The organism is Paenibacillus ihbetae (genome assembly GCF_002741055.1).
In the GTDB taxonomy this organism is placed as follows: domain Bacteria; phylum Bacillota; class Bacilli; order Paenibacillales; family Paenibacillaceae; genus Paenibacillus_AQ; species Paenibacillus_AQ ihbetae.
Window position 1 is genome coordinate 6,382,742 of record NZ_CP016809.1, and the last position, 25,362, is coordinate 6,408,103.

Below are 25,362 nucleotides of genomic sequence, written 5' to 3' on the forward strand. Positions count from 1 at the left end.
AACTACGATTGATGCATTCACGACATCTGTCTATAATTTAAAATATATGAAAATGGAAGACAAGGCTTATAAATCGTTAATTTCATCGATTTTATTGTTTAAACAACAAATCAATAAAAATTGTCGATGATCTCATGGAATGCAGGAGGGGTAATTTTGGTAAAAGTGGATCGCCGAATAATTAGAACCCAGGAAGCCATTAAAAAGGCATTTCTTGAATTGATGGCCGAAAAGGATTTCGACAGCATTACCATTCAGGAAATTTCGGATCGCGCCAATATTAACCGTGCGACGGTTTATCTTCATTATTTGGACAAATTTGATTTGCTGGATAAGATCATTGAAGAACATGTCAAGAACATGAGTGATCTTTGCGAAGCTGAAGCCGATCTGGATTGGATTGAAGGAACGGTACACTGCATGGAATATCTTGAACGGAACTACTTGTTTTTTTCGACAATGCTGGCGAGTGAAGGAGCCCGATATTTCCGCAGCCGGTTTGTCCAGCATCATATCGAAGAGTTTAAAAAAGACGTGGATATCACCAAAGGTAAAAATCTAGGTCAAAATGAAGATATTGTAGTTGAGTTTGCAGCCAATGCTTATGTTGGCGTTGTGGAATGGTGGCTCAAGAATAAGATGCCTTACCCACCGCGGGTAATGGCAGAAAAAGTGGGGGACTTATTAGAGAGGATTCTTTAGCGGGTGCATCAAGTGAGTATTGGAACTAACTGAAAGGAACTAACTGAAATGTACTTCAGGTATAAATCCAAGCAGCTACTTTCCCGAGCCTTTGGATGCTCTCTCCATTAGGAATCCCGTATGCTTTGCGTACCGTTTGTATTTTAAGAAACGATCTCGTGCTTCAAAGAAGCCATTCAAAATTATGCCATCGCCAAACACGAACGGAGAGATTAGTTGAACAGAAAACTAAAGAACGTATGGTAAAATATCGACCATAAAATAATAAAAGCAAATGGGGGGGGAAATGGACCTTATTTTACAAACCATAGCCAATTCGGTTAGAGGAGAAGATAACAGAGTTATCATTGGGATATCAGGTCATGGCGCGTCTGGGAAAACAACGTTTGCCCATAATCTTGTAAAGCTTCTGGGGCATGACAGCGTAAATTACATCAACACCGATCCTTATATTATCGGTTCTCAACTTAGGAAATACACGTTAATAGACTACGAATACAGGAATGAACAGCATCAAGCGAAAATGACGGCTTGTCATCCTGCCGCTCATCATGTTTTCGCATTAGAAAGAGACATTCATATGTTGAGAGACGGGCTGGATTTTTATACGATAGGAACGAACTTCACAAAGAGTGTGTTGGTCTCTTCTGAAAAGAAAATTAATATCGTGGAGGGCATGACCGTTGCCTTTACGGATCCCAATCTGTATGATCTGAAAATTTACTTATATACGGATGGGGAAACCGAGCTCTTGAGAGGGAGCAGTCGTGATGTTGCTGAAAGAGGGACGGATATCCATTATTTAAGAAAATCGCATGAAGAGCGAAGAATTCAATATGATCTATTTATGCATCCTTATCATCGTAACTTTGACTTGGTCATAAAGAATTCCAACGAAGACTATATTCTTGAAAAAGGGAGCATTAATAAATGATTGTGCGACTCATCAAGGAACATTTATAAAACAAGCAGGCAGCCAATCCAGGATTGGCTGCCTTCGGGCAGGCCCGGCAAGTACGATCACATATTAAATGGATCGATCAAGTAATTGTTAAACTATCCGTTCTTACGAAGCGCTAATAAGCGTTTAAGATTGTCATCAATCCACTCATTATCAGCACGGTTGATTCCCCGACCCGCAAAATGTCCCCAGATCGACGCGATCGGCATAAATACAGCATTAGGTATACGCTTCGCCTCGTATTCGTTATCGTCCGCCGGGCAGAAGAGATCCGTGCTCCCTGGCATGACGCAGGCAAGTGCTCGAATGCTTCTGAGCGCCTTATCGAAATCTCCGTTATAGGTGGGATTTGCACTAATATCTGCATGTTGCCCTGTCCATAGCATGGCGAGAACATTGTGCGGATCCATCTGCATAAAGCTATCTTCCCAGAAGCCAGCCACAAAATCCGTCAATGCATCAAATCCCAGCTCACGATAAAGCTCCTCCCTGTAAAACGCCTGCGATAAGCCCCATCCCGCATAGACGCGGCCTACGGCGCGCATGTCAGCAGCGGTCAACTCGTTTAGTTGATGGGAGTCGAAGCGGACTGCAGCCATAAGCGCGGCTTTCATTCCTTCCAAGACCACATACGTTTGAGGCCAGGTCTTCGCAACGCCGGCGAAAGGGGCAATTCTCTCCACCATATCGGGATAGCTTGCTCCCCATTGGAATGCCTGAATGCCTCCCATGGACCATCCAACGACGAGCGCGATTTTTTCAATGCCGAATGCTTCGGTCACCAGCCGATGCTGGAAATTAACGTTATCATAGATGGTTACCTGCGGAAAATGAGCCCGGTCGAATGGGGGAGGCGTGTTGCTGGGAGACGAGGATAAGCCATTGCCCAACAGATTTGGAACGATAATGAAGTAGTCTCTTGGATCGAGCGCCATACCATTACCAATCAACCATTCATTCTGAACATGCTGGTCACCAAAAGCCGTAGGATAGACGATGACATTATCTTTCTTTTCATTCAATTGTCCATAGGTTTTATAAGCAAGAAAAGCGTTTGGTAGCGTCACCCCGGACTGCAAGGCAACGTCGCCCAAATTAAAAATTTCATAATCCATCGTATTGTTTGCTCCCTTCAGAAATGTAATCCTAGATATAAGAATGGAATTCTTGTTGTTAGTATAGATCCGTGATACTCTCAATAAAAGTGATTGAAATTCAAAGCTATGTTCAATAAATTTGACAGTAAACGGAGGATCGGAGGATGGAATTGCGTCAACTGAATACGTTCCGCACGGTTGCATCCACATTAAATTTCAGTCGAGCTGCGGAAGTGCTGAACTATGTCCCCTCCAACGTCACGATGCAAATAAAAGCATTGGAGGATGAGCTTGGCGTTCGTCTGTTTGACCGTTTGGGCAAGCAACTCGTTCTCACGACGGCGGGCCAACGCTTTTTGACGCATATCGAAGGCGTGCTGAACCAATTGGACGAAGCTCGCAGCGTCGTTCATAACAATGAAAGCTTAAGCGGTATCCTGACGATCAGTGCCAACGAGGTTCTTTGCGCTTATCGGCTTCCCGCAGTTTTTCAACGTTTTCGTTCGCGTCATCCGGGTGTGCGCCTCATCTTCCGCTCCGTTCCCAATCAGGAACTCAAGCAATCGCTCTTTGATGGAACTGCGGATGTCGTCTTTATGTTGGACGAGCCCATTCGCTCAAGCGGACTTGCAGTGGAGCCGATGCTGGAAGAAACGTTCCGATTGTTTGCCGCTCCGGACCACCCGCTAGCGCAACGAACGGAGCTGCAGTTAGAGGATTTTCACGGGGAAGTGTTCCTGACGAATGAAAAAGGGTGTCCCTATCGAACCATGTTTGACCGGTCATTTGAGAAAGAGGGCATTGATAGCATTACGTATTTGGAGTTTCAAAGTGCCGAAGCCATTAAACAATGCGCAATTACGGGTATCGGCATTGCTTTTCTTCCTGAAATCGTCGTAGAAGCCGAGGTTGAACGCTGGGAGCTTGTTGCACTTCCTTGGCAAATTCCCGACTTGCACGTGTATACACAGATGCTATGGCATAAAGACAAGTGGCTTTCACCGATCATATTATCCTTCATAGAGACAGCCAGGGAGCTTATGGCTATAGAGGAGGAGAGTTAAAAAGTATATCTTAGGTGCTAAGGTGAAAACGTGGGAAGCGGACTGCGAGTGAAAAAACTTGACAAAATTATTTATTTATGCTATAATTTACATCCATAAACATTTGATTTACAATAAGATTCTCCTGGCCAGGGGAATCTTATTTTTATGGGAGAACAAAGCATGAAACAAAATGAATCCAGTTTAACGTCCTTGATATCGGCTTTTGGCCGGGCATATCACAGCAAATATGACACACCGATAATTTTTGATGATTTTATGGCAAACCGTTTGATATCCGAAGAAGAATTCTCGGCAATCAGCAAAAACATGATTAATGGCATACAGTTTTTCAATCGTGAGATCGGGCAGCAATTTAAAGAGGCTCCAGCTGAAATTTTGAAATGGATCACACAGATCCAGCTTTCCCCGGTTTCCCTAGCACGCTCCGCCTATTGTGAAAAAGTATTGCTCAATGAAATCATGCTAGGTGTCAAACAGTATGTCATACTGGGAGCAGGCATGGACACATTCTGTTTCCGATACCCGGAGCTGGAGCACAGCTTAAATGTATTTGAAATCGATCACCCGGCTACTCAGGAGATGAAAAAGAAGAGGTTGGAGACTGCAGAACTCAATATTCCGAGTAATCTTTATTTTGTTTCAACAGACTTTACCACGCAGTTCTCCTATGAATCTTTATCAAACATAGGATTTGAACACCAAAAAACGTTCTTCAGCCTCTTGGGCGTTTCCTACTACCTATCTGAAGAAGAAAATGAAACCTTGCTGCATCAATTGTTTGCCAATGTCCCATCAGGAAGCTCGATCGTTTTTGATTATGCGGATGAGAATTTCTTCGTAGAAAAAGGAAAGTTTAATCGCGTTGAAAATATGGTGAAAATGGCTGCAGCAAGTGGAGAACCGATGAAAGCATGCTTCTCTTATCAAAAAATCGAAAAATTACTGGAAAGATCGGGTTTGTTGATTTATGAACATCTCTCGCCAACAAAGATCCAGGAGCTTTTCTTCCGCGATCGGACGGATTATTTATCTGCATTCGAGACCATCCACTTTATTCACGCCGTAAAGAAATAAGATGCTAAGCCCTGAAGTCCGATTGCGCGGCATTTGCACGTAAAGAGACGTTTTTACAGTAGAATATTTCTTATGTTCAAGGAGGTAAAACATGGACTTTACTTTACCGAATGAAGCCGTGCTAGAGGTGAAGCGGTGGCCTAAACATACCATTGCGGCGGGTCGCCGTCATACCGTTGCTCTTAGTTCGGACGGGACGGTGACAGCAGTGGGGGATAATAAAGACGGCCAATGTGATGTAAGCGGCTGGCACGATATCGTCGCGGTTGCGGTCGGTAATGTTCATATGGCGACGAACACGGGGCGAGCTCATTCCGTCGGGCTTAAATCGGATGGCACCGTGGTCGCTGTGGGCTGGAATAATTACGGCCAATGCAATGTAAGCGAATGGCGGGATATTGCGGCAGTAGCAGCAGGTTGGCGCCGTACGTTCGGCCTTCAATCGGATGGTACGGTGGTTGCTGCAGGTCGGAATAATGAGGGTCAATGTAATGTAAGCGGGTGGTGCGATATTGCGGCTGTTGCAGCGGGTGACTGGCATACCGTTGGTCTTAAATTTGACGGTACGGTCGTGACTGCAGGTAATAATCGCTACAGCCAATGCGATGTTGAGGGATGGCGTGACATCGTGGCTGCAGCAGCGGGCTACCTTCATACTGTCGGCCTTAAATCGGACCGCACCGTGTCGGCAGTGGGCTTGAATAAGCATGGTCAATGTGAAGTAAGCGGCTGGCGTGGTATTGTCGCCATCGCGGCGGGAAGTTATCATACGCTTGGCCTTAAATCGGACGGCACAGTAGAGGCTGTGGGGATGAATGAGCATGGCCAATGCAATGTAAGCGACTGGCGGGATATTGTGGCGGTTGCGGCAGGCTGCACTCATTCGCTCGGTCTTAAATCGGACGGCACGGTGGTTGCTGTTGGTGGAAATCGTACCGGCCAATGCGATGTTACCGGTTGGCAGGGCATCCAACTGCCTGGCAGATCGTTTTGAGGGATCCATTACCAGGTGGTGAAGCAAGGGATCGACGTTTTCCTTTGAAAGTCGCATAACATGCGGCTTTCTTTTTGTTTATTTATATTAGGTCTTGTCCAGCATCAGTTGGAACATGGCTAAAATCGTAAATTGATTAAGTAACAACGAGGCAGTTCAGGTCCATTTGCTCCCATGGTTTGTTGTATCCGATCTCCTGCTGTGAACCATGTAAGGAATATCAGGACATGTTATATATAATGACAACCCGTGAAATTTTCAGAAAACAATATCTTCAACATTTGCAAACAGAAAAGCCGAAACGGCCCCTAATCCCTGGATAAATGCTCAAAACCCCGTATGAAAACGCATTAACAATCAAAGTTGACCGAACACCTCCCGAGGTTGATGTGAAATAAGTTGACTTAAATTTAGTAAAAAGTATTGAAGTCCATGAAGTGCGATGGTATGATGTGTGCAAATACAAAATACAGAATATTGTATATTGAGGAGGTGAACCGAAATCGTGATTCAAGGATTGAATTCGAAAAGCAGCGTCGTTCTTAAAAGCCTAGCGGAAGAGCTCCTCTTTATCGAACTGGATTCCCGGATTCCCCGAATCGAGGAGTTGTCGGGCAAATATGGCGTGGGCCGTGGCACGATTCAAAATGTTTTGAAAAAAATGGAGGAAAGCCAATGCATTACGCTAGAGTCCAGAGGTCATCTCGGCACCTTTCTCCGAAATAAAAACATGGACCTGCTGCTTCAATGCTGCGGGGTGAGCAGCATTATCGGCGTTATGCCGCTTCCGTACTCCCGTAAATACGAGGGACTGGCTACGGCAATGCATGCCAGCTTCGAAAAAATCGGGATCCCTCTGCACTGTGCTTTTATGCGCGGAGCGACCGTTCGTCTGGACAATGTCATTGGTGGCCGATATGATTTCGCGCTGGTATCCAAATATGCCGCGATGTCGGCGATCCGCAAATCGGATGATCTCGTTATTGTAAAGGAATTTGGAGGCGGTTCATACGTTTCCCGTCATGCGGTTGTCTTTGCGGAGGAAACAAACGGAATCCGGGATGGGATGAAAATCGGCATCGACAGTTACTCGATCGACCAGCAAGTATTAACGAATCTTGAAGTAAAGGACAAGGATGTCGAGCTCATCAACCTGAACTACATGCATTTGCTGGAGCATTTAAAAGCCAAGTCGATTGACGCTATGGTTTGGAATGTGGATGAAATCGACAAAGGTTCGTTCTTTTTGTCCGAGCTATCCTCCAAGGAAGCGTTGGAAATGGACAAAGAAATGAGTCAGGCTGTGTGCGTCATAAACAAGAACAATAAGAAAATGGAGTTTATGTTCAACCAGATCTCAACCGATCATGTCATGCAGATTCAGAAACAGGTGGAGCTTGGCGTGCTCATTCCGAAATACTGACAGGGAGCGTGGAGAAGCGTGAGTGCTTTGAGGGAACGACTTGATATTTTATTTTCAACCAATACGATTACACCCGGTGCCATGAAGCTATGCGAGGCCACGATTGAAAATTTTGTACAGCCGGACAATGAGAAGCGATATAAAAAGCTGGTGACGCATCTGGGGATGGCCGTCACACGGATCGAGCGGGACGAGGAGCTGAACGCTCCCCCTGAAGAGATCATGCAGGAAATCAGATGCTCTCAGCATTTTCCCCAAGCTGTAGAGAATGTAAAGTGGATCGAATCCCAGATGGACGTCGAGCTTCCGGATGAGGAAAGACAGTATCTGATCATGCATTTTGTTAACGCTTCAGAAATGTAAAAAACATATGAAAAGAGGAGAATTGTTATGAAAATCGTGATTGGCGGGCAAGTGGAAAAGAAAGAAATCGAAGCTTTGGTCAAACAGCACGGCGGAGCGAGCGTAGAAGTAACCGTTAAATCGGATTTGGAGGCCGCAATGGCTCTGAAGATGGGACAAGCGGATTATTATGTGGGTGCCTGTTATACCGGCGGAGGCGGCGCTTTGGCCATGGCCATCGCAATGGTAGGCAAGTCGAACTGCGCTACGATATCCATGCCGGGGCAGCCGCCGACGCAGGAGAAAGTGGATCAGGCCGTCGCGCAAGGCGCAAAAGCATTCGGTTTTACCGGTGACCATAAAGAGAAGGCCGTGGAGCTTCTTATGAAAGCACTTACCAAGTAAGCGTTACGTCAAATGATTAGGGGGACATCGTATGCTGGAAGCTTTATTGTTAATCGGGCTAGGAATCGTGACTGCAATTATGGCCAATTTGGGGATCGCCGTATTTAATGACGGTCTTAGACCGATCGTCCCTGAAAATCTTGAAGGGCGGATGAGCCGGAAGGAGCTTGGCGTCACCGCTTTTGCCATGAGCTTTGGGCTCGTGATCGGTTATGGAATCCCCATTTCGATATCAGGCAGCATTTTGCTAATCCATAGCATTCTGCTCGGGACGGATATCATCGGCTTGTCTTTCAAACGAGGCAAACTGAGCACAGCTGCTGCCGGAGTTTTAGGCGGCGTGTACGGGGCTGGTATTTATTTCGGACTTCAGGCAGTTGTGAAGGCGTTTGAAATGCTGCCGCTTAATTTTATTGACGGATTCAACAAAATTGGCGAGCCCGTCGTTGTATCCTTTATGGTATTTCCCGCCCTGGCCATCGCGCTTCAATTTTCGATCAAAAAAGGCGTCATTGCTTTTCTGGTGGCGGCGTTGGCCAGACAGCTCGTTGTTTTCAGCAACACAAAAGGACTTATTCAAATTGACGGCACGCCGGTTGTTTTGAGTCCGGAAGGCATCGCGTTGATCGTGGGCATGGCGTTTCTTATCACGTTTGCGATGAAGGAAAAATCCGAGGATCAGAGCCTTTCCACGCTCGCCTCCATGTTTACGGATCGTGTGACACGCATTAAAAAGTTTTCGTGGATCGTCATGATCAGCGGGGGTTTAGCCGCGGCAGCCACCAATCTTCTGCTAATTGCCGGCGATCCGATCTCGCTGAGCCTGCTGGCTGACGGAAAAATCTCGGAAGGCGGCATTGCCTCCCTGGCCAAAGCCATTGGATTTGTCCCGCTGATCGCCAGTACGGCGATCGCTACCGGCGTATTCGGCCCAGTCGGGTTTACGTTCGTATTCGGAGTGGGGATATTTTCTCCGAATCCGCTCGTTGCAGCGCTGCTCGGCGCCCTTGTCATCTTCCTGGAAATTCAGTTATTGTCCAAAATGGCCAAATTTCTGGATCGGTACCCCGGTATCCGCGCCTCGGGCGAAAGCATCCGGACTTCGATGACCCGCGTTCTTGAGGTCGCGCTTCTGATCGGGGGAGCGAATGCAGCCAATGCCATCGTGCCGGGGCTCGGTTACTTTGGAATTGCCGGCTTCTATCTGTTGAATGAGGCGGCGGGACGTCCGATCGTTCGGATGGCCGTAGGTCCTGTGGGAGCTATCGCCGTCGGTATTCTCGGGAACATACTGGTTCTGCTTGGATTGTATACACCACCACAGTAAGGAGAGAGAGAAATGCACATCCAGACCGTACTTGGGCCCATACAACCGGAGGAGCTTGGCGTATGCGCCTGTCACGAGCATCTATACGTGGATTTGAGCCGCATTAAGAAGAACGAGGATACCTGCCTGCAAGACACGGAGCTTGTTATGGATGATCTGAAAAGCTTTTACGCCTATGGCGGCCGTGCCGTCATCGAGGTGACCAACGACGGAATGGGCAGGGATGCACGTAAGCTTGTCGAGATTAGTAAAGCCTCCAATATTCATATTGTTGCTAGCACGGGGTGTTATAAAGACCCTTTCATTCCCGAAGAGAAGCAGCATTGGAACCGGGATCAATTCGCCGAATGGATGATTCGAGAGATTCGATCCGGTATCGCGGATACGGGGATCAGACCGGGGGTAATCGGCGAGATCGGCAGCAGCCTGAACGAATTCAAACCGGTCGAGACGGAGCTGTTCCACGGAGCCGTCGCCGCGGCCAAGGAAACCGGGCTTCCGTTATCCACGCATACAACGCTGGGAACCTGTGCGCTGGAGCAGATCGAGCTGTTTACTGCTGAAGGGATGCCGCTGGATCAGGTGATTATCGGTCACCAGGATCTGAACGAGCAGGATGAAGTGGTGCTCGAGGTGCTGAAGGCAGGCGTTTACGTCGCGCTGGATACGATCGGCAAGGAAAACTACCGCAGCGACAATGCTCGCCTGGAATCCTTATTGAAGTTTATCGAGCATGGGTACGAGAACCGTCTGCTGTTATCCACCGACCTGACGCGAAAATCGCATTTGCGAGCGTTTGGTGGACAGGGCTATGACGTGGTATTGAGGTCGTTCATACCTGCCCTGCGCGGACGGGGAATCACGGATGAAGTGATCAACAAATTGCTGGTGGGCAATCCGCAGCGGGCTTTCAGTATTCGAAAGGCGGGTGACATGTCAGCATGAAATATGAACAATCGGTATTGAAAAACCGCACGATGGAGCAAGCTCAGCAGCTGCAGTTTACATTGATCGATGAAATTACGAGAGAGTTTGCGAACAACGAATTTTTCCAAGTCGGCGATGTGGGACTGCATCCGGAGTTCCACAGGCCGCTTGTTACGGCCCGCGTCGAGAGGGTGCTTGCCCGTACGTTTGGAGGCGAGCATTGCGCGCTGGTGCGGGGCAGCGGCACCGGGGCGATCCGGGGGATATTAAGCGTGCTGGCCGAGCCTGGGGATTCGGTTATCGTACACACGGCACCGATGTACACCACGACCAAGGAAACCTTTCGTTTAATGGGACTGCGGCAGTCCCAAGCCGACTTTAATGACATGGATGCCGTGGCGAAGCTGCTCGAGAACGATCGGATTTCCAAGGTATTTTATGTACAGCATGCGCGGCAGCAGCCTACGGATACGTATCTTCTCCAGGACCTGATCACGCTCGTGAAAGAGAAGCGTCCCGATATGCCGATCGTAGTGGATGATAACTACTGCGCGATGAAAATGCTTGGTATCGGTTCGGAATATGGGGCTGACTATTCCACTTTCTCCGGATTCAAGCTGATGGGACCCCAAGGAATCGGCGTGATTATCGGCAAACGGGAAGGGATCGAGAAACTGCACGAGCGCAACTACTCCGGCGGTGGACAAGTGCAGGGATACGAAGCGCACGAGCTGCTGCGCAGCATGGTGTTTGCCCCCGTCATGCTGGCGATTCAAAACGAGCAGGTAGAGAAACTGTGCCAGCGTCTGGCAGTAGGTGAAGTAGCGGGCATCAAGGAGGCCTATATCACCAATTCGCAGTCGAAGAATGTCATCGTTGAGCTGGAGCAGCCGATTGCCTCGGCGGTTATCGAGCGCGCATCCCATTATGGCGCGGCCACTTATCCGGTAGGGGCGGAATCGCGCTTTGAGCTGGTTCCGATGATATACCGGGTATCGGGAAGCTTTCTCGAGAGCGAGCCCAAGCTCAGGGATTATGGTCTGCGCATCAATCCGATGAAAGCATCGGCAGATACGGTTATCCGCATCTTAGAAAATGTTCTGCAGGAATTTAGGGGGTAACTGCATGTTTGTAGATATGACTTTACAACGGAATGAGGGATTGATTCGTACGGCGGCAATCCTTCACCAGAGGGGGGATATACCGGCCAATACGTATGTAATCGATGCGGATGGTCTCATGCATAACGCCCGAGTTCTTTCCGAAATGGCGGAACAGTATGACATGACGCTCTATTACATGACCAAACAAATTGGCCGAAGCGGTTATGCCGGAAAGCTGATCGAACAATGCGGAATCAGGCAAGCGGTGGCGGTGGACATCGATGAAGCTTATGCCCTGTCCGAAGCCGGCTGCCGCATCGGTAACATCGGACATATTGTACAGCCGAGCAAAAGCCAATGGGCGGATGTGCTGCGCCAGATCAAGCCCGAAGTGGTCACCTTGTTCTCTCTTGAACGGGCGGTCCAATTGTCGGAAGCCGCTGTGGCACTTGGACGGGTACAAGATGTCATTCTGAGAGTCATCCGTCCCGGCGATGCGATATTCCCCGGCCAATTCGGCGGATTTTTGCTCCATGAGCTTGAGCGGCTCCTCCCGGAGCTGATGAAGCTGAAGGGCATCCGAATCGCGGGGGCGACCAGCTTTCCAGTGCTGCAAATCAACGCCGAGAACACGGATTTTGCATTTACGCCGAATCTGGAGACGCTTCTGACCGCCGTGGAGACCCTACGGACGCACGGCATTGAGATTCGGCAAGTGAATGCTCCAAGCGCGACGAGCTGTCACACCATCCCGCTGTTGAAACGACACGGCGTCACCCATGGCGAGCCCGGTCATGCCCTGACAGGCACGACGCCGCTTCATGCATTCAACGATCGGCTTCCCGAACTCCCGAGCATCGTCTATGCATCGGAGATTTCCCACATGGACGACGAATACGCCTATACGATAGCCGGCGGATTTTATCCGAGGTCGCATATGCAGCAGGCGCTTTACGGTTCAACCCCGCGCGATATTACGTTCCAAAAGGCGAAGGTCAGCCAATACTCGGCGGAAAATATCGATTACTACGGATGCTTGGAACGGGAGCAGCCGATGAAGGTCGGCGATACCGTGATCTATGCGTTCCGCACGCAAATTTTCGTAACCCGGGCTCATGTCGCTTATGTAAGAGGAGTGAACAGCCTCAAGCCGGAACTGGTTCATTTCCAGAAAAGAGGGATGTAACATGGGAAAACTCTCCTTACTTGTACTCGATGGTTTCGGTATTGGCGCAATGAGGGATTGCCGGACGCTTAAGCCCGAGGATGTGGATGCCCATACGTATAACCATATTCGGGAAACGGTGCCACTTACGATTCCGGTCTTGTACCGCTTAGGGCTCGGCAAGCTGGTGGACGATGCCGGCGAGCCGCTCGGGGCCTATGGCCGGAGCAATCTGGCTCATTACGGGGCCGATACCTTTATGGGACATCAGGAGCTGATGGGCAGCAAGCCCGGGATGCCGGCCCAGCGCCTAATGTCGGAGATCGGTCCAAGGATCAGGTCTGCGCTGGAGGCAGCCGGATATCGGGTAGAGCTCCCTATTGCGGAAGCAACGGTTCTGCTGGTGGAAGGCGCCGTCGTTGTAGGCGATAACCTCGAATCTCAGCTCGGCAACATTATCAATGTCGTCGGAGATTTGAATAAGCTGCCTTTTGAAGAAGTCGTGAAAATCGGAAAAGTCGTCCGCGCCCATGTGGAAACAAGCCGGGTGATCGTATTCGGTAATAAAAAGACCGATATCGATACGATTCTATCGGTTGTAAGGGAACGACATCCGGGCCAATGGGGGGTGGACGCGCCCAAGGCCAACGTATACGGCGAAGGCTACCAGGTGGTGCATCTCGGTTACGGGGTTGATTTTGAAAAACAATTCGCTTATATGGCCGAGGAATGCGGGCTGCCCGTATACCGCATCGGTAAAACGGCAGACGTCATTCAGGCCGGCGGGTTCGGTGATCCGGTCGTGGAGACGAAAGACGTCTTGGCAACATACCGCCGGAAGTATTTGGAGGCCGAGGAGAATGCCATTTTTCTGGTGAATGTTCAGGAGACCGATCTAGCCGGTCACAAAGAAGATTGCCAATGGTATAAGGAAGTGCTCGAAGCATCGGACCGGTTCCTGGAAACCTTCATACCTGAGATGGGGGAAGATGATATGCTTATCATTACGGCCGATCACGGCAATGATCCGACGATCGGTCATTCCAATCACACGCGGGAGCAGACGCCGATTCTGATTGTCGGCAAGCAGATTCAGCCGGTATCCATCGGTGAACGGAGCACGATGGCGGATATTGCAGCCACGATGGCGGAGTATGCCGGGATTGGAGCTCCCGAATACGGGACCAGCTTTTTACCGTTGATCCTAAAGAGGTAAGCTCGGTCCTGCGAGCGTCGACGCTAAGCATCGTCCAGCAGTCATCAATACACCGCGCGCCGGAAGAGGCACCCGGTAAGGAATGCCCTCGTCGAAGAGCTCCCATCTGTAAGCGATTGGAAGGCTTGATATTTGCGGAGGAATTTTTCGTAAGCAACGCGAAGCTCAGTTACTAACACAAAACGCTTCCTCACGGAAGCTTTTTTGTGTTTTGTTCGGCTCCGTTAATTCAGGCTAAATGCTGCGATGTTCCCTTAGATATGCGTGAGAGAAGATGCCTGTTTAGGTGGGAAGGGAAGGGGTTATTTCCGGATTCGGCAGCGAGCAATCTGGCCGTGCACAGCATCCCCAATGATCGGTTATCTGCAATAGATCAATATTTGATATAATGGATGAATATGGATTACCTTGCCTTTGAAGCAGAAGGGATGTGATTGGAACAAGTTCGTTACGATAAGATGCATTGGCGCTCTACATATATTATTCGCGAATAAAAAGTTTTCATTATAGTTGTGGGCTGATTTATGCAGCGCAATCGTTCGGAGAAGATACTGCATTCTATCGTTGTCTATGAAATTAGAGAATGCGGATAGCAAATTAATTACTAGCGAGAATATCAAGTGTTCATACAGCTCTGCAAAGATTAATATTCATTTCATTGGAAGAGGAATCACAGGGAAGGAGACGTTTCATTTGCTTCAACTGACAGCATCTTACATCGATTCACTTGCACCGAATGCGGCCGCGGCCAAGAATGGACGGGGACTTGTACAGAAAAGCAAGTTTATTAAGCTCAACGTATCCGAGGAAGAAGACCTGCTGTTCGGGGAGTGCTTGGGCAGCGGGAAATCCAATTACGTCTGCTCCGTTGATTTTATCGCGCCGGACGACCCAGTCGCGCGCTGCAGCTGCCCGAGCCGGCAATTTCCGTGCAAGCATGCGCTTGGTTTGATGTACGCCTACGCAGATGGCTTGAGCTTCGAGAAGGGCTCTGTGCCGGAGGACATTGCGTCCAAGCGGGAGAAAGCGGAGAAGCGGGAGGAAAGCAAGGCTAAACGGGAAAGCGGGGAACTGACCGATAAGCCGAAGAAAGTCAACAAAAGTGCGCTGAAGAAGAAGATCGCGAAGCAGCTCGAAGCGCTGGATGAACTGGAGAAGCTCGTGCTGTCACTGGTGCGCGGTGGTCTAGGTACAACGGATGCCCGGACGGTTAAAAGCTTAAACGAGCACGCCAAGCGGCTTGGCAGCAGCTATTTGACCGGGGCGGAGAACGAGCTGCGCAGGCTCGCGCTGCTCCTGGAAGAGCATGACCGCGAGAGCAGTTATACATATGCGGCGGAGCAGTTAACGCTGCTGCACGCTTTTATCAAGAAGGGCAGGTCATATTTGCAGGCCAAGCATGAAGACCCCGACCTGAAGCCGGATACGGAGTCAACGATCGAGGAGTGGCTGGGTCACGCCTGGCAATTGGCTGAATTGAAAGAGGCTGGACGGATAAGCGAGAACGTCGAGCTGCTTCAGCTCGCTTTCTACAGCTACAAAGATGAAGCGCGGCGGGAATACGTGGACACCGGTTTCTGGCTGGAGCTCGGCAGCGATCGCATTCACCGTACCATGCAGTATCGGCCGTTCAAAGCGGTAAAGTTTATGAAGGAGGAAGACAGCTTTTTCGACGTTGCGAAAATCGCCGAGCTTTATCGTTATCCTGGCGGCATGAACGCAAGGGTGCGCTTTGAGGGGATTCTGCCTCGCACGATGGAACACGCCGACCTGGAAGCTGCATATGCCGCCGCATGGGCATCGATTCCCGAAGCGGTCAAGGCCGTTAAAAACCAGTTGAAAGATCCGCTGGCCGACCGCTCGCCGGTCATTCTGCTAAAGGTATCTCAAATTGCGTCCACAGAAAACGGCGAATATGCGCTGATGGATTCCGCGGGTAACACGCTGCAGCTCGGCGACGTGAACCGGCTGCCGCAGGCTTCGACGCAGCTTCTGTCGCTGGTCGATTCATCGTTCATGGCCGACTGCTGCGTGCTTGTCATGCTTGAGCACCGGATGGATACAGGCAGGCTCATTGCCCAGCCGCTCACGGTCCTGCAAGGAGGCCGGATCGCCCGGCTGCTGTACTGATCGTCTGCCATCGGCGCCATGAAACAATATGGAAAACGGGGAATCGGGAGGAGAAACGAATGAGCACGACTTTATTGCAGGAACTTCAAGGCGAGCTGCGCCGACTATATATAGCAGGCAGCGACCTGGCGGCTGACGATTTCCGCCTCAAACGGCTGGAGCCGAAGCTGGAACAGCTAGGGGAACGGGCGCCTGTATTCAAAAAGCTGGCCGAAGGAGTGGCTGCCCTGACAGGCCCTTCGGAACCGGAAGCGAGAGCGGTCCGCCTTCAGGACGTATCGTTGTTGCTGAATTCAGTGCTGTCGACGCAGGGAGCCACGGCAGCAGAAACACAGGTTGTAACAGAACGGGAGAAGGATAACGAGCTGCCTGAGCTGACGACAATGCATTCGTACCGTCAATTAGCGGAGGTACAGAACGCGTTGTCTGAATCTGGGGGAGGCCGCTATGAAATTGTGACGTCGGCGTACGAGCAGGGGCTGTTTCGTGATTTGCGGCTGTTTCCTTTTGCCATGAAGGCGCTCGGCGATTCGTATTCGGAAATCGCGGACTTCGCCGCCCGTAACATTCTGCCTAGCTACGGCCGCGCCATCGTGCCATATCTTCTGTCTGAGATGGATATTCAAGGCGGGCGTGAGGAAGAACGGCGCTTGCAGGTTGTAAGGGAGCTTGGCGTCGATCCGGATGACGCCCAGTCACTGAAACGGCTTGTCCATGCGGCCGAGGAAGGGGCTGATAAGATTCGTTCCGCGGCCATCGCCTGCTTGGGCCCGCACCCGGCTTATGAAGAACGGCTGCTGGAGTGGTCGCAGGATAAGAAAAAGGCGGTCCGGGAAGGCGCACTCAGAGCACTGGCGGTCTGTAACTCGGAAGCGGCTCGAGACCGGCTGTACGATGCGTTCAAGGGGAAGGATGCGTTGCTTGCGGCCGAAGCGATCGGCTATGCACCCTCCGCCGAAATGATCGACATGCTGCTTCCGCTGTTCGAGGAGCGGCTTCGGAAGGAAGACGCTGGCGAGGTGGATAAGAAGGCGAAAGAAAAGCAGTGGAGTGAGCTGGAGCCGTTCCTGACTGCGTTCGAATATGCGCGCCATCCCGACCTGGAGCGTCTGTACCTGGATCTGGCGGGGAACCAGTCGGCTTACCCTGCGCTGGGAAGGCTCCATGGAGGGGACTGCATTCGCATCCTGAGGCACGCTGCAACCTACCTTGAAAATACGGATACAGATGAGGCGCTGGATGTGCTTAAGCGTCTGGAGGAGCAGGACCCGATTTATTTGCCCTACGCCTTCCATGCGTCAAAGCGGAGGCTCACACCAGCTGAGCTGTATGATCAGTACGTCGGTTCCGGTTGGGGACGCCTTAAAACCGTTGTATCGAAAAAATCCCAGCGGGCCCAAAAAGCGCTGCTGGATACGCTTAGAGATGAATTATATTCCTACCAAGGGTATGTCCGCATCCGGCTGCCGCAGGAGCAGATCGAGGCGGAATGGGATCCGCGCTGGCTCGATTGGCTCATCGAGCGCGACGACCTGCAGCTGGTATCCGCGCTGGCTGCTCCCGGTAATCCGAGGCTGCTGCCGTATATTGAGCGGACAATGGAGAAAGCAAACCATCATGAAGCTCACTATATTTTCACCTCGCTTGATGCGTGCGACGCGGATGGAGACACCAAATTTGAACTTCTCATGAAATGGATGGAGCGTAAAGACTGGAAACGCACGTACAGCATGTATGAGGAGGAGAGCGAGCGGCTGCTTCGCGTCCCCGATCATAAGGCTGCGGAAGGCGCGGACCGCCTGGAGGCGCTGCTTAAGGATGTCCGGTATGACAGCTTAAAAGAAAAGCTCGAAGAGATTATTCATGCGCTCCGCCGGCGGGCTGCTTCGGTATAACCGGCGCATGTAAGACATGACCGATCTGCTACGGACTGGTCCGTAAGGTCGTTGCCGGATTAAAAACGGCAGCATTGGAGTGCAAATCCTTTAACCAACAGATTCATTATCGAGAGGAGAACGTGATATGACGTTAGCGAATAAGCAAGCGCAGGATGCCATGCGCCTTCCGGCGGAACAGCTGTACCGAGATGAAATCGAAGCGCTTATTAAAGAAGATAAGGGAGCGGTTCCCCCGGGGTGGCAGATGTCGCCCCGCGCCGTGTTGAAGTATATTACCGGTGGCAAAGCCGGCAAATTGGATATCACGCCTAAGTACATCGGCAATCGGCGGCTGGTTGAAATGGCGATCGCGACGCTCGTCACCGACCGCGCGCTGCTGCTGATCGGCGAGCCGGGCACGGCCAAATCCTGGCTGTCCGAGAACCTGTCGGCCGCCGTCAGCGGAAATTCCGGGCTTGTCGTGCAGGGCACGGCCGGGACGACCGAAGAACAGGTCCGTTATTCGTGGAACTACGCGATGCTGCTTGCGAACGGCCCAACGCCGGAAGCGTTGGTACGAAGCCCGATCATGCGCGCGATGGAAAGTGGCAGCATCGCCCGTTTTGAGGAAATTTCGCGCTGCGCCTCAGAAGTTCAAGACGCGCTGATCTCCATTTTGTCCGAGAAGACCGTCTCGGTTCCAGAGCTCGGCAGTGAGACAAGTGCCCGCAAAGGCTTCTCGATCATCGCCACGGCGAATACGCGCGATCGCGGCGTCAACGAGATGTCCGCCGCCCTCAAGCGGCGGTTTAACATCATTGTACTGCCGTCGCCTTCCGATCTGGAGACTGAGCTTTCCATCGTCAAAAAGCGCGTGGGCGAAATCGCCGCTTCGTATCAGCTGCAGGCGGCTCCTCCGGCAGACGAAGCGCTGCTGAAGGTTGTTACCATCTTCCGCGAGCTGCGCAGCGGCATGACGCTTGACCGCAAGGAGAAACTGAAATCTCCGGGGGGCGTGATCTCTACCGCTGAAGCCATATCGCTACTCACCAACAGCATGGCGCTGGCGGCGAGCTTCGGTAGCGGCGAACTAACAGACGAAGATTTGGCTGCCGGTCTGCAGGGTGCCATCGTGAAAGACGACGACAAAGACAAATTGGTCTGGAAGGAGTACCTTGACAACGTCATGAAGAAACGGGGATCGGAGTGGCGCGGACTGTATCAGGCGTGCAGGGAGTTGAACGAGTGAAGACCGCTTCGGAAGACGTCCGGGTCTCCGTCTTCGGCGTCCGGCACCTCTCCCCCGGAGGTGCCCGCCATCTCCTGGAGTATCTTGACAGAGTCCGGCCAACAGCCGTCTTGATCGAAGGACCATCGGATGCGACGGATCGGATCGGCGACCTGATCCATCCGTTGTCCGTGCCGCCTGTGGCCGTGCTGGCCTTTACGGATGAAATGCCTGTGCGGACAGCGCTGTGGCCGTTCGCCATCTATTCGCCGGAGCTGCAGGCGATGCGGTGGGCAGCCAAGAACGGCGCACACTGCGAGTTGATCGATCTGCCGTCGGACGCGGCAATCGCTCTGGAGGATCGGCGGCGGCGCAATGAGGTAGAACGCGCTCGCCGGAAGAGCCTTGTGCCGGAAGGGATGGGCAGCGAGTCGCCATTGGTTCAGGGAGCAGCCCAGGAAATGGTGCCAACTACCGGCACGTCGACAGCCGGGCCCGAGAACTCGCTATCGGAACGCTCCGTTTACGAACGGATCGCCGAATTGGCCGGCGAGCACGATTACGAATCTTATTGGGAACGGCATTATGAGCACAACGCCAATTCGGACGCGTACCGGGAAGCCATCCTGACCTTCTCCGCAGAGATACGAAGTCTCGGTGAAGCGCGAGAGCGAGCCGAGCAACCGGAAGAGTTCGCATACAACCAAGTGCGGGAAGCCTATATGCGGCGGCAGATTATGAAAACGATCGAATCGGGACATGATCCTGCGAAGATCGTGGTCGTCTGTGGCGCGTACCATGCAGCTGCATTGGAATATCCTTCGTCCGGTTCGATGAGCGACGAAGAACTGGCAGCGATACCTTCGCGTCGGACCAAGCTGACGTTGATGCCGTATTCGTATTATCGGCTGTCCAGCCTGTCAGGCTACGGGGCTGGCAACGCCGCTCCGCATTACTACCAGATGATGTGGGAGGCGATGGAGAACGGGCGGCCGGAGGAGCTGTCGAGACTATACCTCTCGAGTGCTGCCCGTCTGCTGCGGGCATCCGGCACGCACCGCTCCACTGCCGAGGTCATTGAAGCCGTGCGCTTGGCCGAAGGGCTGGCTTCGCTGCACGGCGGAAGCGCACCGACGCTGATGGAGCTGCGAGACGCGGCCCAAACGCTGCTCGGCCGCGGCGAGCTGTCGGTGGTGGCCGAGGCGCTGGCACGCGTCGACGTCGGGACGGAGATCGGCTCCCTGGCCGAAGGCGTCAGCCAAACGCCGCTGCAGGACGACTTGAACCGCGAGCTGAAGCGGCTCAAGCTGACCCAATACAAGACCGCCGTCGCAACGGACTTGTCGCTTGACCTGCGCGAGAATCGCCGGGTAACGTCGCAGGAGGCGGCATTCCTCGACCTGCACCGATCCTTCCTGTTCCGGCGGCTGGAACTGCTGGAGATTCCGTTTGTGCGTTCCCGTCCAGCAGCCGGAGACCGTGCTGTATGGGCCGAGGACTGGATTATCCAATGGACCCCGGAGGCTGAGATCCGGGTGATCGAGTCCACCTTGCTAGGCGAAACGATCGAGATTGCCTGTGCTCATCGGCTTAGGGAGAAGCTGGAAGGCTGCACCTCCATCGCGGAGGCCTCCGAGCTGATCGGCGTCTCCGTCCGCTGCGGCATGACCGCCCAAATGGAGGACGGACGCCGCGTGCTGCAGTCGCTGGCTGCGGACAGCCGTGACGTGGCGCAGATCGCAGCCGCTGCTGCCGAGCTGTCGCGCATAATCGCCTACGGCGATATTCGCCGAGCGGATACTGCACCTCTCGTGCCGCTGCTGGAGCAGCTTTTCTATCGCGCTTGTCTGTACCTGTCCGATTCGGCTAATTGCAGCGACGAGGCGGCGTACGGCATGGTCGCCGCCATGGGTGACCTGAACCGGATCGCCCAGGAGCATGACGAAATTGTCGATGTGCCGCTCTGGTTAGCCGGTCTGAATGAACTGTCCGAGCGGGACGACCGTAATCCGAAGCTTTCCGGCTTCGCTTGCGCCCTTCTGCTGGAACGAGGGGAGATGGATGCAGAACAATGCGCTGCCGAAGTGTCGAGACGGCTGTCGCCGGGCATTCCGTCCGACCTCGGGGCAGGCTGGTTCGAAGGGCTGTCCATGCGTAACCGTTACGCCTTGCTGTCTCGAATGAGCCTGTGGGAGCAGCTGAACGATTACATCCTTTCGCTGGACGATGAACAATTCAAGCGGGCGCTCGTATTTCTGCGCCGGGCGTTCAGCTCCTTCTCGCCGCACGAAAAAACGATGATCGCCGAGACGCTGGGTGAGTTGTGGGGCGTTCATGCAGAGCAGGCGGCAGAAATTTTGACCGGGGATCTGAAGGAGGAAGAGGATAAGATGCTTGATGAATTGAATGAATTCGATTTTGGGGACTTTTAATATGACAGATCAAACGAATGAAAGACTGGAACCCTCCGTATCCCGCTGGCGCTTGATCCTAGGTGAGGCCGCTCAGGGTAAGCTGGAAGAGCTGGCGGGAAGCGAGGCCTTGCAGTTGACGGAAGAAGAAGCAATCATGGATGCCGCGCTGGCCGCGATTTACGACGACACGGAAGCAAGCAGCTCCGGCGGTGGTTCCGGCCGGGGCTCGGGGAGCGCCTCCGGCCGAGGAGTGGGTGGAGGAAGAGGCTCGGTTAATCTGTCCCGCTGGCTCGGAGACGTACGCAGCCTGTTTGCGGAGGATGTCGTCTCCATTATCCAGAACGATGCGATCGAGCGCAGGGGGTGGAAGCAGCTGTTGTTCGAGCCGGAGCTATTGGCATCGGTAAAGCCGGACATTCAGATGGTCGGTACGTTGATGGCACTCAAGGGGAAGATTCCTGAGCGGACGAAGGAGACCGCGCGCCTCCTCGTTAAGGCCGTCGTTGACGACCTGATGGCCCGCTTACAGGAAGACATGCGGCGAGCGGTAACCGGAGCGTTAAACAAACGGCAGCATACGCCGCTGCCCTCGCTCACCGGGCTGGACTGGAAGCGAACGATTCAGCGCAACCTCAAGCATTACGACCGGGAGCGTAACATCCTGATTCCGGAAAAGTTTTATTATTTCGACCGGGCCCGTCGCAACAAGGAATGGACCGTTATTCTCGATATCGACCAAAGCGGCTCCATGGCGGAGTCGGTCATTTGGGCGTCGGTAACGGGCGCAATCTTCGCCAGCATGCCGGCACTGGATACCCGCGTCGTTGTGTTTGATACCGAAGTTGTCGACCTGACGGAGCAGTGCGCTGATGATCCCGTCGATATGTTGTTCGGCGTCCAGCTTGGCGGGGGAACGGACATCAACAAATCGGTTGCGTATTGCGAGTCGTTTATCGAGGAACCGAAAAAGACGCTGTTTATTTTGGTGACCGACCTTTACGAGGGAGGCAATCAAGCAGCCTTGGTGCGCCGCATGCGGGAGATGCGTGAATCGGGTGTGCAGACACTTTGCCTGCTGTCGCTCTCGGATAGCGGACGGCCGTTCTATGACGAGCGGCTGGCGAGACAGCTATCCCGGGACGGCACGCCGTGCTTCGCCTGCACGCCTGCCATGCTGCCAGAGCTTGTAGCAGGCGCGCTGCAAGGACGCGATATGAGCGAACTGGCGAAAACCCTGAACAAAACCTGAGTAACATACACAGCAAAGAAAGTCGCTCACTTGAGCGGCTTTTTCATTATGCTGGTCTGCGAAACGAAACCAGGACCTTATTATTTTTGTTTACTTGCATTATGTTATCTCTTAATATATGGATAACTATGGATAAGGAGCTGAGTAATAATGAATGCTAAAGAGGCAGCGTCGTTACTTGGGGTTCATTATAAAACCATTCTTAACATGATTAATGACGGGCGATTATCCGCTTCGAAAAGTGACTCCAGAGATTGGATAATAAGTGAGAGCGACTTGGCTGCCCGTGAGCAGCAGATCGGCGATAAAGAGTTTGCAGCGATTTATACTCATATGGCCGTACAGCTCATTGAAAAAGCTCATAATCGTGCGATAAAGGCAGCAATGGAAGATCTTATTGAGACTGCGCGAGCAACAATAAAAGCAAAAGACAACAGGAATGAGTTGAATCAACAAGTCAAACGTCTTCAACATGCATTAGATGCATATAAAGCTGCTGAAGCATTCACACACACGGTTCATTCAATAAAAAAACAAGCGGAAATCGATGAATAGGAGGCTGGGGTGGTGATTTCTGAACTGGAAGAGCTTAATTTAATGATCCAAACAGAAGCGGATGAAATCCTTTACGAATATGGTTTAATGGGAGTATTACATAGTTTCGGGAAGCCATTTGTAAGCGGAAGCTACTTCCTCAATTTAATGACTTGGAGAGATTTAGACATTTATTTATCTAGCGATATAATGAATGAAGAGTCTTTTTTTGAATTGGGCAAAAACATCTCATTGTGAATTAGGCCATCCAAGATGAATTACCGAAATGAGTATATTGGTCGTACTGAACGCTTGCCACGGGGCTTCTATTGGGGTTGTTACACAAATATTACTGCAAGTGCCTGGAAGGTTGATATCTGGGCGATATCCTCGGATGAATTTGCCCAAAAACATAAAGAGATTCAAGAATTGAAAGCAAAAGTGAATCCGGAACAACGGATAGCGATTTTAAGTTTAAAGAAGAGCTTCTATAATCACCCGCTATACCGGAAACAATTCTTTAGTGTAGATATTTATACGGCCGTCCTTGAAGATAAGATAAGCTCGGAAGACAGCTTTATAACATGGCTGCTTGTTAATAAAGGAATAACTATATAGGGGATTGGGGAACGCGTTTCTAAACGGATATACGAGTGAGATATGTAGAGAGCAGCATGTCGTGTCAGGCACTTGTGCTGCCCTCTGTTTTAAGCACTTGGCTTCTTAATAACAGGGATCCAGACTTCAATTTCATACAAATGGCTGCCTCGATCATAAGTCATTTCAAACTCGGGACCGTTTGCGAATTCGTAATCAGAGCTCGGAAACCATTCCCCCCAAATACGCCTCCATAATTCATGGACACCGCTTTGTCCGTCTGGGAATAGGCCGATTGAGAATATCGCGTAAGTCGCACAGAAATATCAATACAGCTGGGCCTCTCCAATCTCATCTTTCGTAGGTTACGGTTCCGAAGTCTCCGCATATATCAAGAAATACGCCATTCATATCGAATATCTCTTTACCCTCTTCAAGATAGCGTAGGACTTGTTTCCTCAACAAGGTGTCGGGTTTTGCATCCTTAATCTCGGTCAATTCATTAAATACGAAATTCCATAAAAAACGCTCGGAACCCGCGGTCGGATAGAGGTAGAACTGCTTTTGGAACTTTACGATATTGCTGGACGAAGGCAGCATCTCTTGGAGCTGAGGGGTAAAGAGCCAAGAATGGCTTACCATACCTTTGTATTCGATTTCCGGGAAGTAGGCTGCATAAAACGCCTTAGCTTGCTTATAGGTGTCTTGGAGAGAGTCCATATCAAACTTGGTATCTCTTGGAATGTGAACCTCAAGCAAAATATCATCCTTGTCCAGCACTTTTGTCCACTTCGTCTTTTCCAGCTTGACTTGTGTGTTCAGGCCTTTGCCAATTGAAGTAACGGGATGTCCGATGTAATAATCTTCCGTTTCCAGATATTCCGTTACGAAGCCATCGGTTGTCTTCTCTTTATTACATACGCCCTGCATATCGCCGTTTGCCCTTAGCTCGAGCCCATCGCCGCATAGGAGCAGAAGGACATCTTCTTTGAAGTTGTAAAAGCCTTTTACGACACCGGAAAATGGGGTTGCCATGAATTGCATTCCGCCCAGCCGAAACATCTTGGCCTCGAGATGCCGCCAGATCCACCCGAAATTACCAATGGCATAGTAACCGACTAACTGATAGGCATGTTGGACCCATACACCGATATCTTTAAGGGTTTCTACAAACAGCTCTTGACTCAGCCCTTTTTCGGAATACTTTTGCTCTGTAAGAGGCAGCCTTTGCAGTGCTGCATGCAAATAAAACAGCGAAGCTTCCTTTCCGATGACTTCTCTTACGTAGGGATGGATCGTCAACGGTTCCCAAATCGTCGTCCAGTATCCGCTGTCTATATAACTCTTATAGAAATCCCGATAAATTTCAAAAAGTCGAGGATCCTGGTTTATTTTATCGGTGATGTCCACCAAAATTTCGGTCGCCCCTTCAGGCATTAAAATTTTCCGACAGTATGCTTGGGTTAATTCTCTAGATCGTAACCATAGTTCCATCCGTGTCCACCTCTCCTGGAAGCTCTTAAATGATTC

The 25,362-nt window shown here is 51.3% G+C and carries 24 protein-coding genes; 21 read left to right on the forward strand and 3 right to left on the reverse strand.

What is annotated here, in order from left to right; all coding sequences use genetic code 11:
- Positions 1 to 156 precede the first annotated feature (156 nt).
- Together BBD41_RS28630 and BBD41_RS28635 are read left to right on the forward strand one after the other, a co-directional pair.
- Positions 157 to 702, forward strand: a complete 546-nt coding sequence (locus BBD41_RS28630) for a TetR-like C-terminal domain-containing protein (RefSeq protein ID WP_077566487.1) — start codon at positions 157 to 159, stop codon at positions 700 to 702.
- Positions 703 to 988: 286 nt separating this feature from the next.
- Positions 989 to 1,636: a uridine kinase family protein gene (locus tag BBD41_RS28635; RefSeq protein ID WP_099480123.1), complete on the forward strand. Its 648-nt coding sequence runs from the start codon at positions 989 to 991 to the stop codon at positions 1,634 to 1,636.
- A gap of 122 nt (positions 1,637 to 1,758) precedes the next feature.
- Here BBD41_RS28635 and BBD41_RS28640 read toward each other — a convergent pair whose 3' ends face one another.
- Entirely contained in the window at positions 1,759 to 2,778 is a 1,020-nt protein-coding gene (locus tag BBD41_RS28640) for an alpha/beta fold hydrolase (protein ID WP_099480125.1), read from the reverse strand.
- Positions 2,779 to 2,924: 146 nt separating this feature from the next.
- Between BBD41_RS28640 and BBD41_RS28645 the strand changes: the two genes are divergently transcribed.
- The 19 genes from BBD41_RS28645 (at position 2,925) to BBD41_RS28735 (ending at position 23,853) form a co-directional block, all read left to right on the forward strand.
- A complete protein-coding gene (locus BBD41_RS28645) occupies positions 2,925 to 3,824 on the forward strand; it encodes a LysR family transcriptional regulator (protein WP_099480127.1) in 900 nt (299 codons plus the stop codon).
- A gap of 162 nt (positions 3,825 to 3,986) precedes the next feature.
- Complete coding sequence (locus BBD41_RS28650; RefSeq protein ID WP_099480847.1) at positions 3,987 to 4,901, forward strand: class I SAM-dependent methyltransferase; 915 nt, start codon at positions 3,987 to 3,989, stop codon at positions 4,899 to 4,901.
- Positions 4,902 to 4,992: 91 nt separating this feature from the next.
- A complete protein-coding gene (locus BBD41_RS28655) occupies positions 4,993 to 5,895 on the forward strand; it encodes an RCC1 domain-containing protein (RefSeq protein WP_099480129.1) in 903 nt (300 codons plus the stop codon).
- Between the two features lie 505 nt (positions 5,896 to 6,400).
- Positions 6,401 to 7,318, forward strand: coding sequence for a GntR family transcriptional regulator YhfZ (gene yhfZ / locus BBD41_RS28660; RefSeq protein ID WP_077566481.1), 918 nt, complete (start codon positions 6,401 to 6,403; stop codon positions 7,316 to 7,318).
- An 18-nt stretch (positions 7,319 to 7,336) separates the two neighbouring features.
- On the forward strand, positions 7,337 to 7,681 hold the full coding sequence (locus BBD41_RS28665) for a PRD domain-containing protein (protein WP_099480131.1): 345 nt from the start codon (positions 7,337 to 7,339) through the stop codon (positions 7,679 to 7,681).
- Between the two features lie 27 nt (positions 7,682 to 7,708).
- Complete coding sequence (locus BBD41_RS28670) at positions 7,709 to 8,065, forward strand: DUF2620 domain-containing protein (protein WP_077566479.1); 357 nt, start codon at positions 7,709 to 7,711, stop codon at positions 8,063 to 8,065.
- Between the two features lie 31 nt (positions 8,066 to 8,096).
- Positions 8,097 to 9,392, forward strand: a complete 1,296-nt coding sequence (locus BBD41_RS28675; RefSeq protein WP_189636028.1) for a YhfT family protein — start codon at positions 8,097 to 8,099, stop codon at positions 9,390 to 9,392.
- A gap of 12 nt (positions 9,393 to 9,404) precedes the next feature.
- Positions 9,405 to 10,337: a phosphotriesterase family protein gene (locus tag BBD41_RS28680; protein ID WP_099480133.1), complete on the forward strand. Its 933-nt coding sequence runs from the start codon at positions 9,405 to 9,407 to the stop codon at positions 10,335 to 10,337.
- Complete coding sequence (locus BBD41_RS28685; protein WP_099480135.1) at positions 10,334 to 11,440, forward strand: aminotransferase class V-fold PLP-dependent enzyme; 1,107 nt, start codon at positions 10,334 to 10,336, stop codon at positions 11,438 to 11,440. Before BBD41_RS28680 ends, BBD41_RS28685 begins: the two co-directional genes overlap by 4 nt.
- A 4-nt stretch (positions 11,441 to 11,444) precedes the next feature.
- Positions 11,445 to 12,608 (forward strand): YhfX family PLP-dependent enzyme, encoded by a 1,164-nt coding sequence (locus tag BBD41_RS28690; RefSeq protein ID WP_077566476.1) that lies wholly within the window; start codon positions 11,445 to 11,447, stop codon positions 12,606 to 12,608.
- Position 12,609: 1 nt separating this feature from the next.
- A complete protein-coding gene (locus BBD41_RS28695; RefSeq protein WP_099480137.1) occupies positions 12,610 to 13,803 on the forward strand; it encodes a phosphopentomutase in 1,194 nt (397 codons plus the stop codon).
- 693 nt (positions 13,804 to 14,496) lie between these two features.
- A complete protein-coding gene (locus tag BBD41_RS28700) occupies positions 14,497 to 15,933 on the forward strand; it encodes an SWIM zinc finger family protein (protein ID WP_099480139.1) in 1,437 nt (478 codons plus the stop codon).
- 59 nt (positions 15,934 to 15,992) lie between these two features.
- Positions 15,993 to 17,828 carry a HEAT repeat domain-containing protein gene (locus BBD41_RS28705; RefSeq protein WP_099480141.1) on the forward strand — a complete coding sequence of 612 codons (1,836 nt, stop codon included), beginning with the start codon at positions 15,993 to 15,995 and terminating at the stop codon, positions 17,826 to 17,828.
- A gap of 127 nt (positions 17,829 to 17,955) precedes the next feature.
- On the forward strand, positions 17,956 to 19,059 hold the full coding sequence (locus BBD41_RS28710) for an AAA family ATPase (RefSeq protein ID WP_077566472.1): 1,104 nt from the start codon (positions 17,956 to 17,958) through the stop codon (positions 19,057 to 19,059).
- Positions 19,056 to 21,470: a DUF5682 family protein gene (locus BBD41_RS28715; RefSeq protein ID WP_099480144.1), complete on the forward strand. Its 2,415-nt coding sequence runs from the start codon at positions 19,056 to 19,058 to the stop codon at positions 21,468 to 21,470. Before BBD41_RS28710 ends, BBD41_RS28715 begins: the two co-directional genes overlap by 4 nt.
- Position 21,471: 1 nt before the next feature.
- A complete protein-coding gene (locus tag BBD41_RS28720; RefSeq protein ID WP_167392998.1) occupies positions 21,472 to 22,701 on the forward strand; it encodes a VWA domain-containing protein in 1,230 nt (409 codons plus the stop codon).
- 150 nt (positions 22,702 to 22,851) lie between these two features.
- Positions 22,852 to 23,256 carry a helix-turn-helix domain-containing protein gene (locus BBD41_RS28725; protein WP_099480148.1) on the forward strand — a complete coding sequence of 135 codons (405 nt, stop codon included), beginning with the start codon at positions 22,852 to 22,854 and terminating at the stop codon, positions 23,254 to 23,256.
- A 12-nt stretch (positions 23,257 to 23,268) separates the two neighbouring features.
- Positions 23,269 to 23,493 (forward strand): hypothetical protein, encoded by a 225-nt coding sequence (locus BBD41_RS28730; RefSeq protein ID WP_099480150.1) that lies wholly within the window; start codon positions 23,269 to 23,271, stop codon positions 23,491 to 23,493.
- Between the two features lie 15 nt (positions 23,494 to 23,508).
- Complete coding sequence (locus BBD41_RS28735; protein WP_099480152.1) at positions 23,509 to 23,853, forward strand: hypothetical protein; 345 nt, start codon at positions 23,509 to 23,511, stop codon at positions 23,851 to 23,853.
- Positions 23,854 to 23,942: 89 nt separating this feature from the next.
- Here the strand turns inward: BBD41_RS28735 and BBD41_RS28740 are convergent, their stop codons facing one another.
- Positions 23,943 to 24,137 carry a GyrI-like domain-containing protein gene (locus BBD41_RS28740; protein WP_077568986.1) on the reverse strand — a complete coding sequence of 65 codons (195 nt, stop codon included), beginning with the start codon at positions 24,135 to 24,137 and terminating at the stop codon, positions 23,943 to 23,945.
- A gap of 46 nt (positions 24,138 to 24,183) precedes the next feature.
- Positions 24,184 to 25,326 (reverse strand): acyltransferase domain-containing protein, encoded by a 1,143-nt coding sequence (locus tag BBD41_RS28745; RefSeq protein WP_157929346.1) that lies wholly within the window; start codon positions 25,324 to 25,326, stop codon positions 24,184 to 24,186.
- Between the last annotated feature and the right edge of the window lie 36 nt (positions 25,327 to 25,362).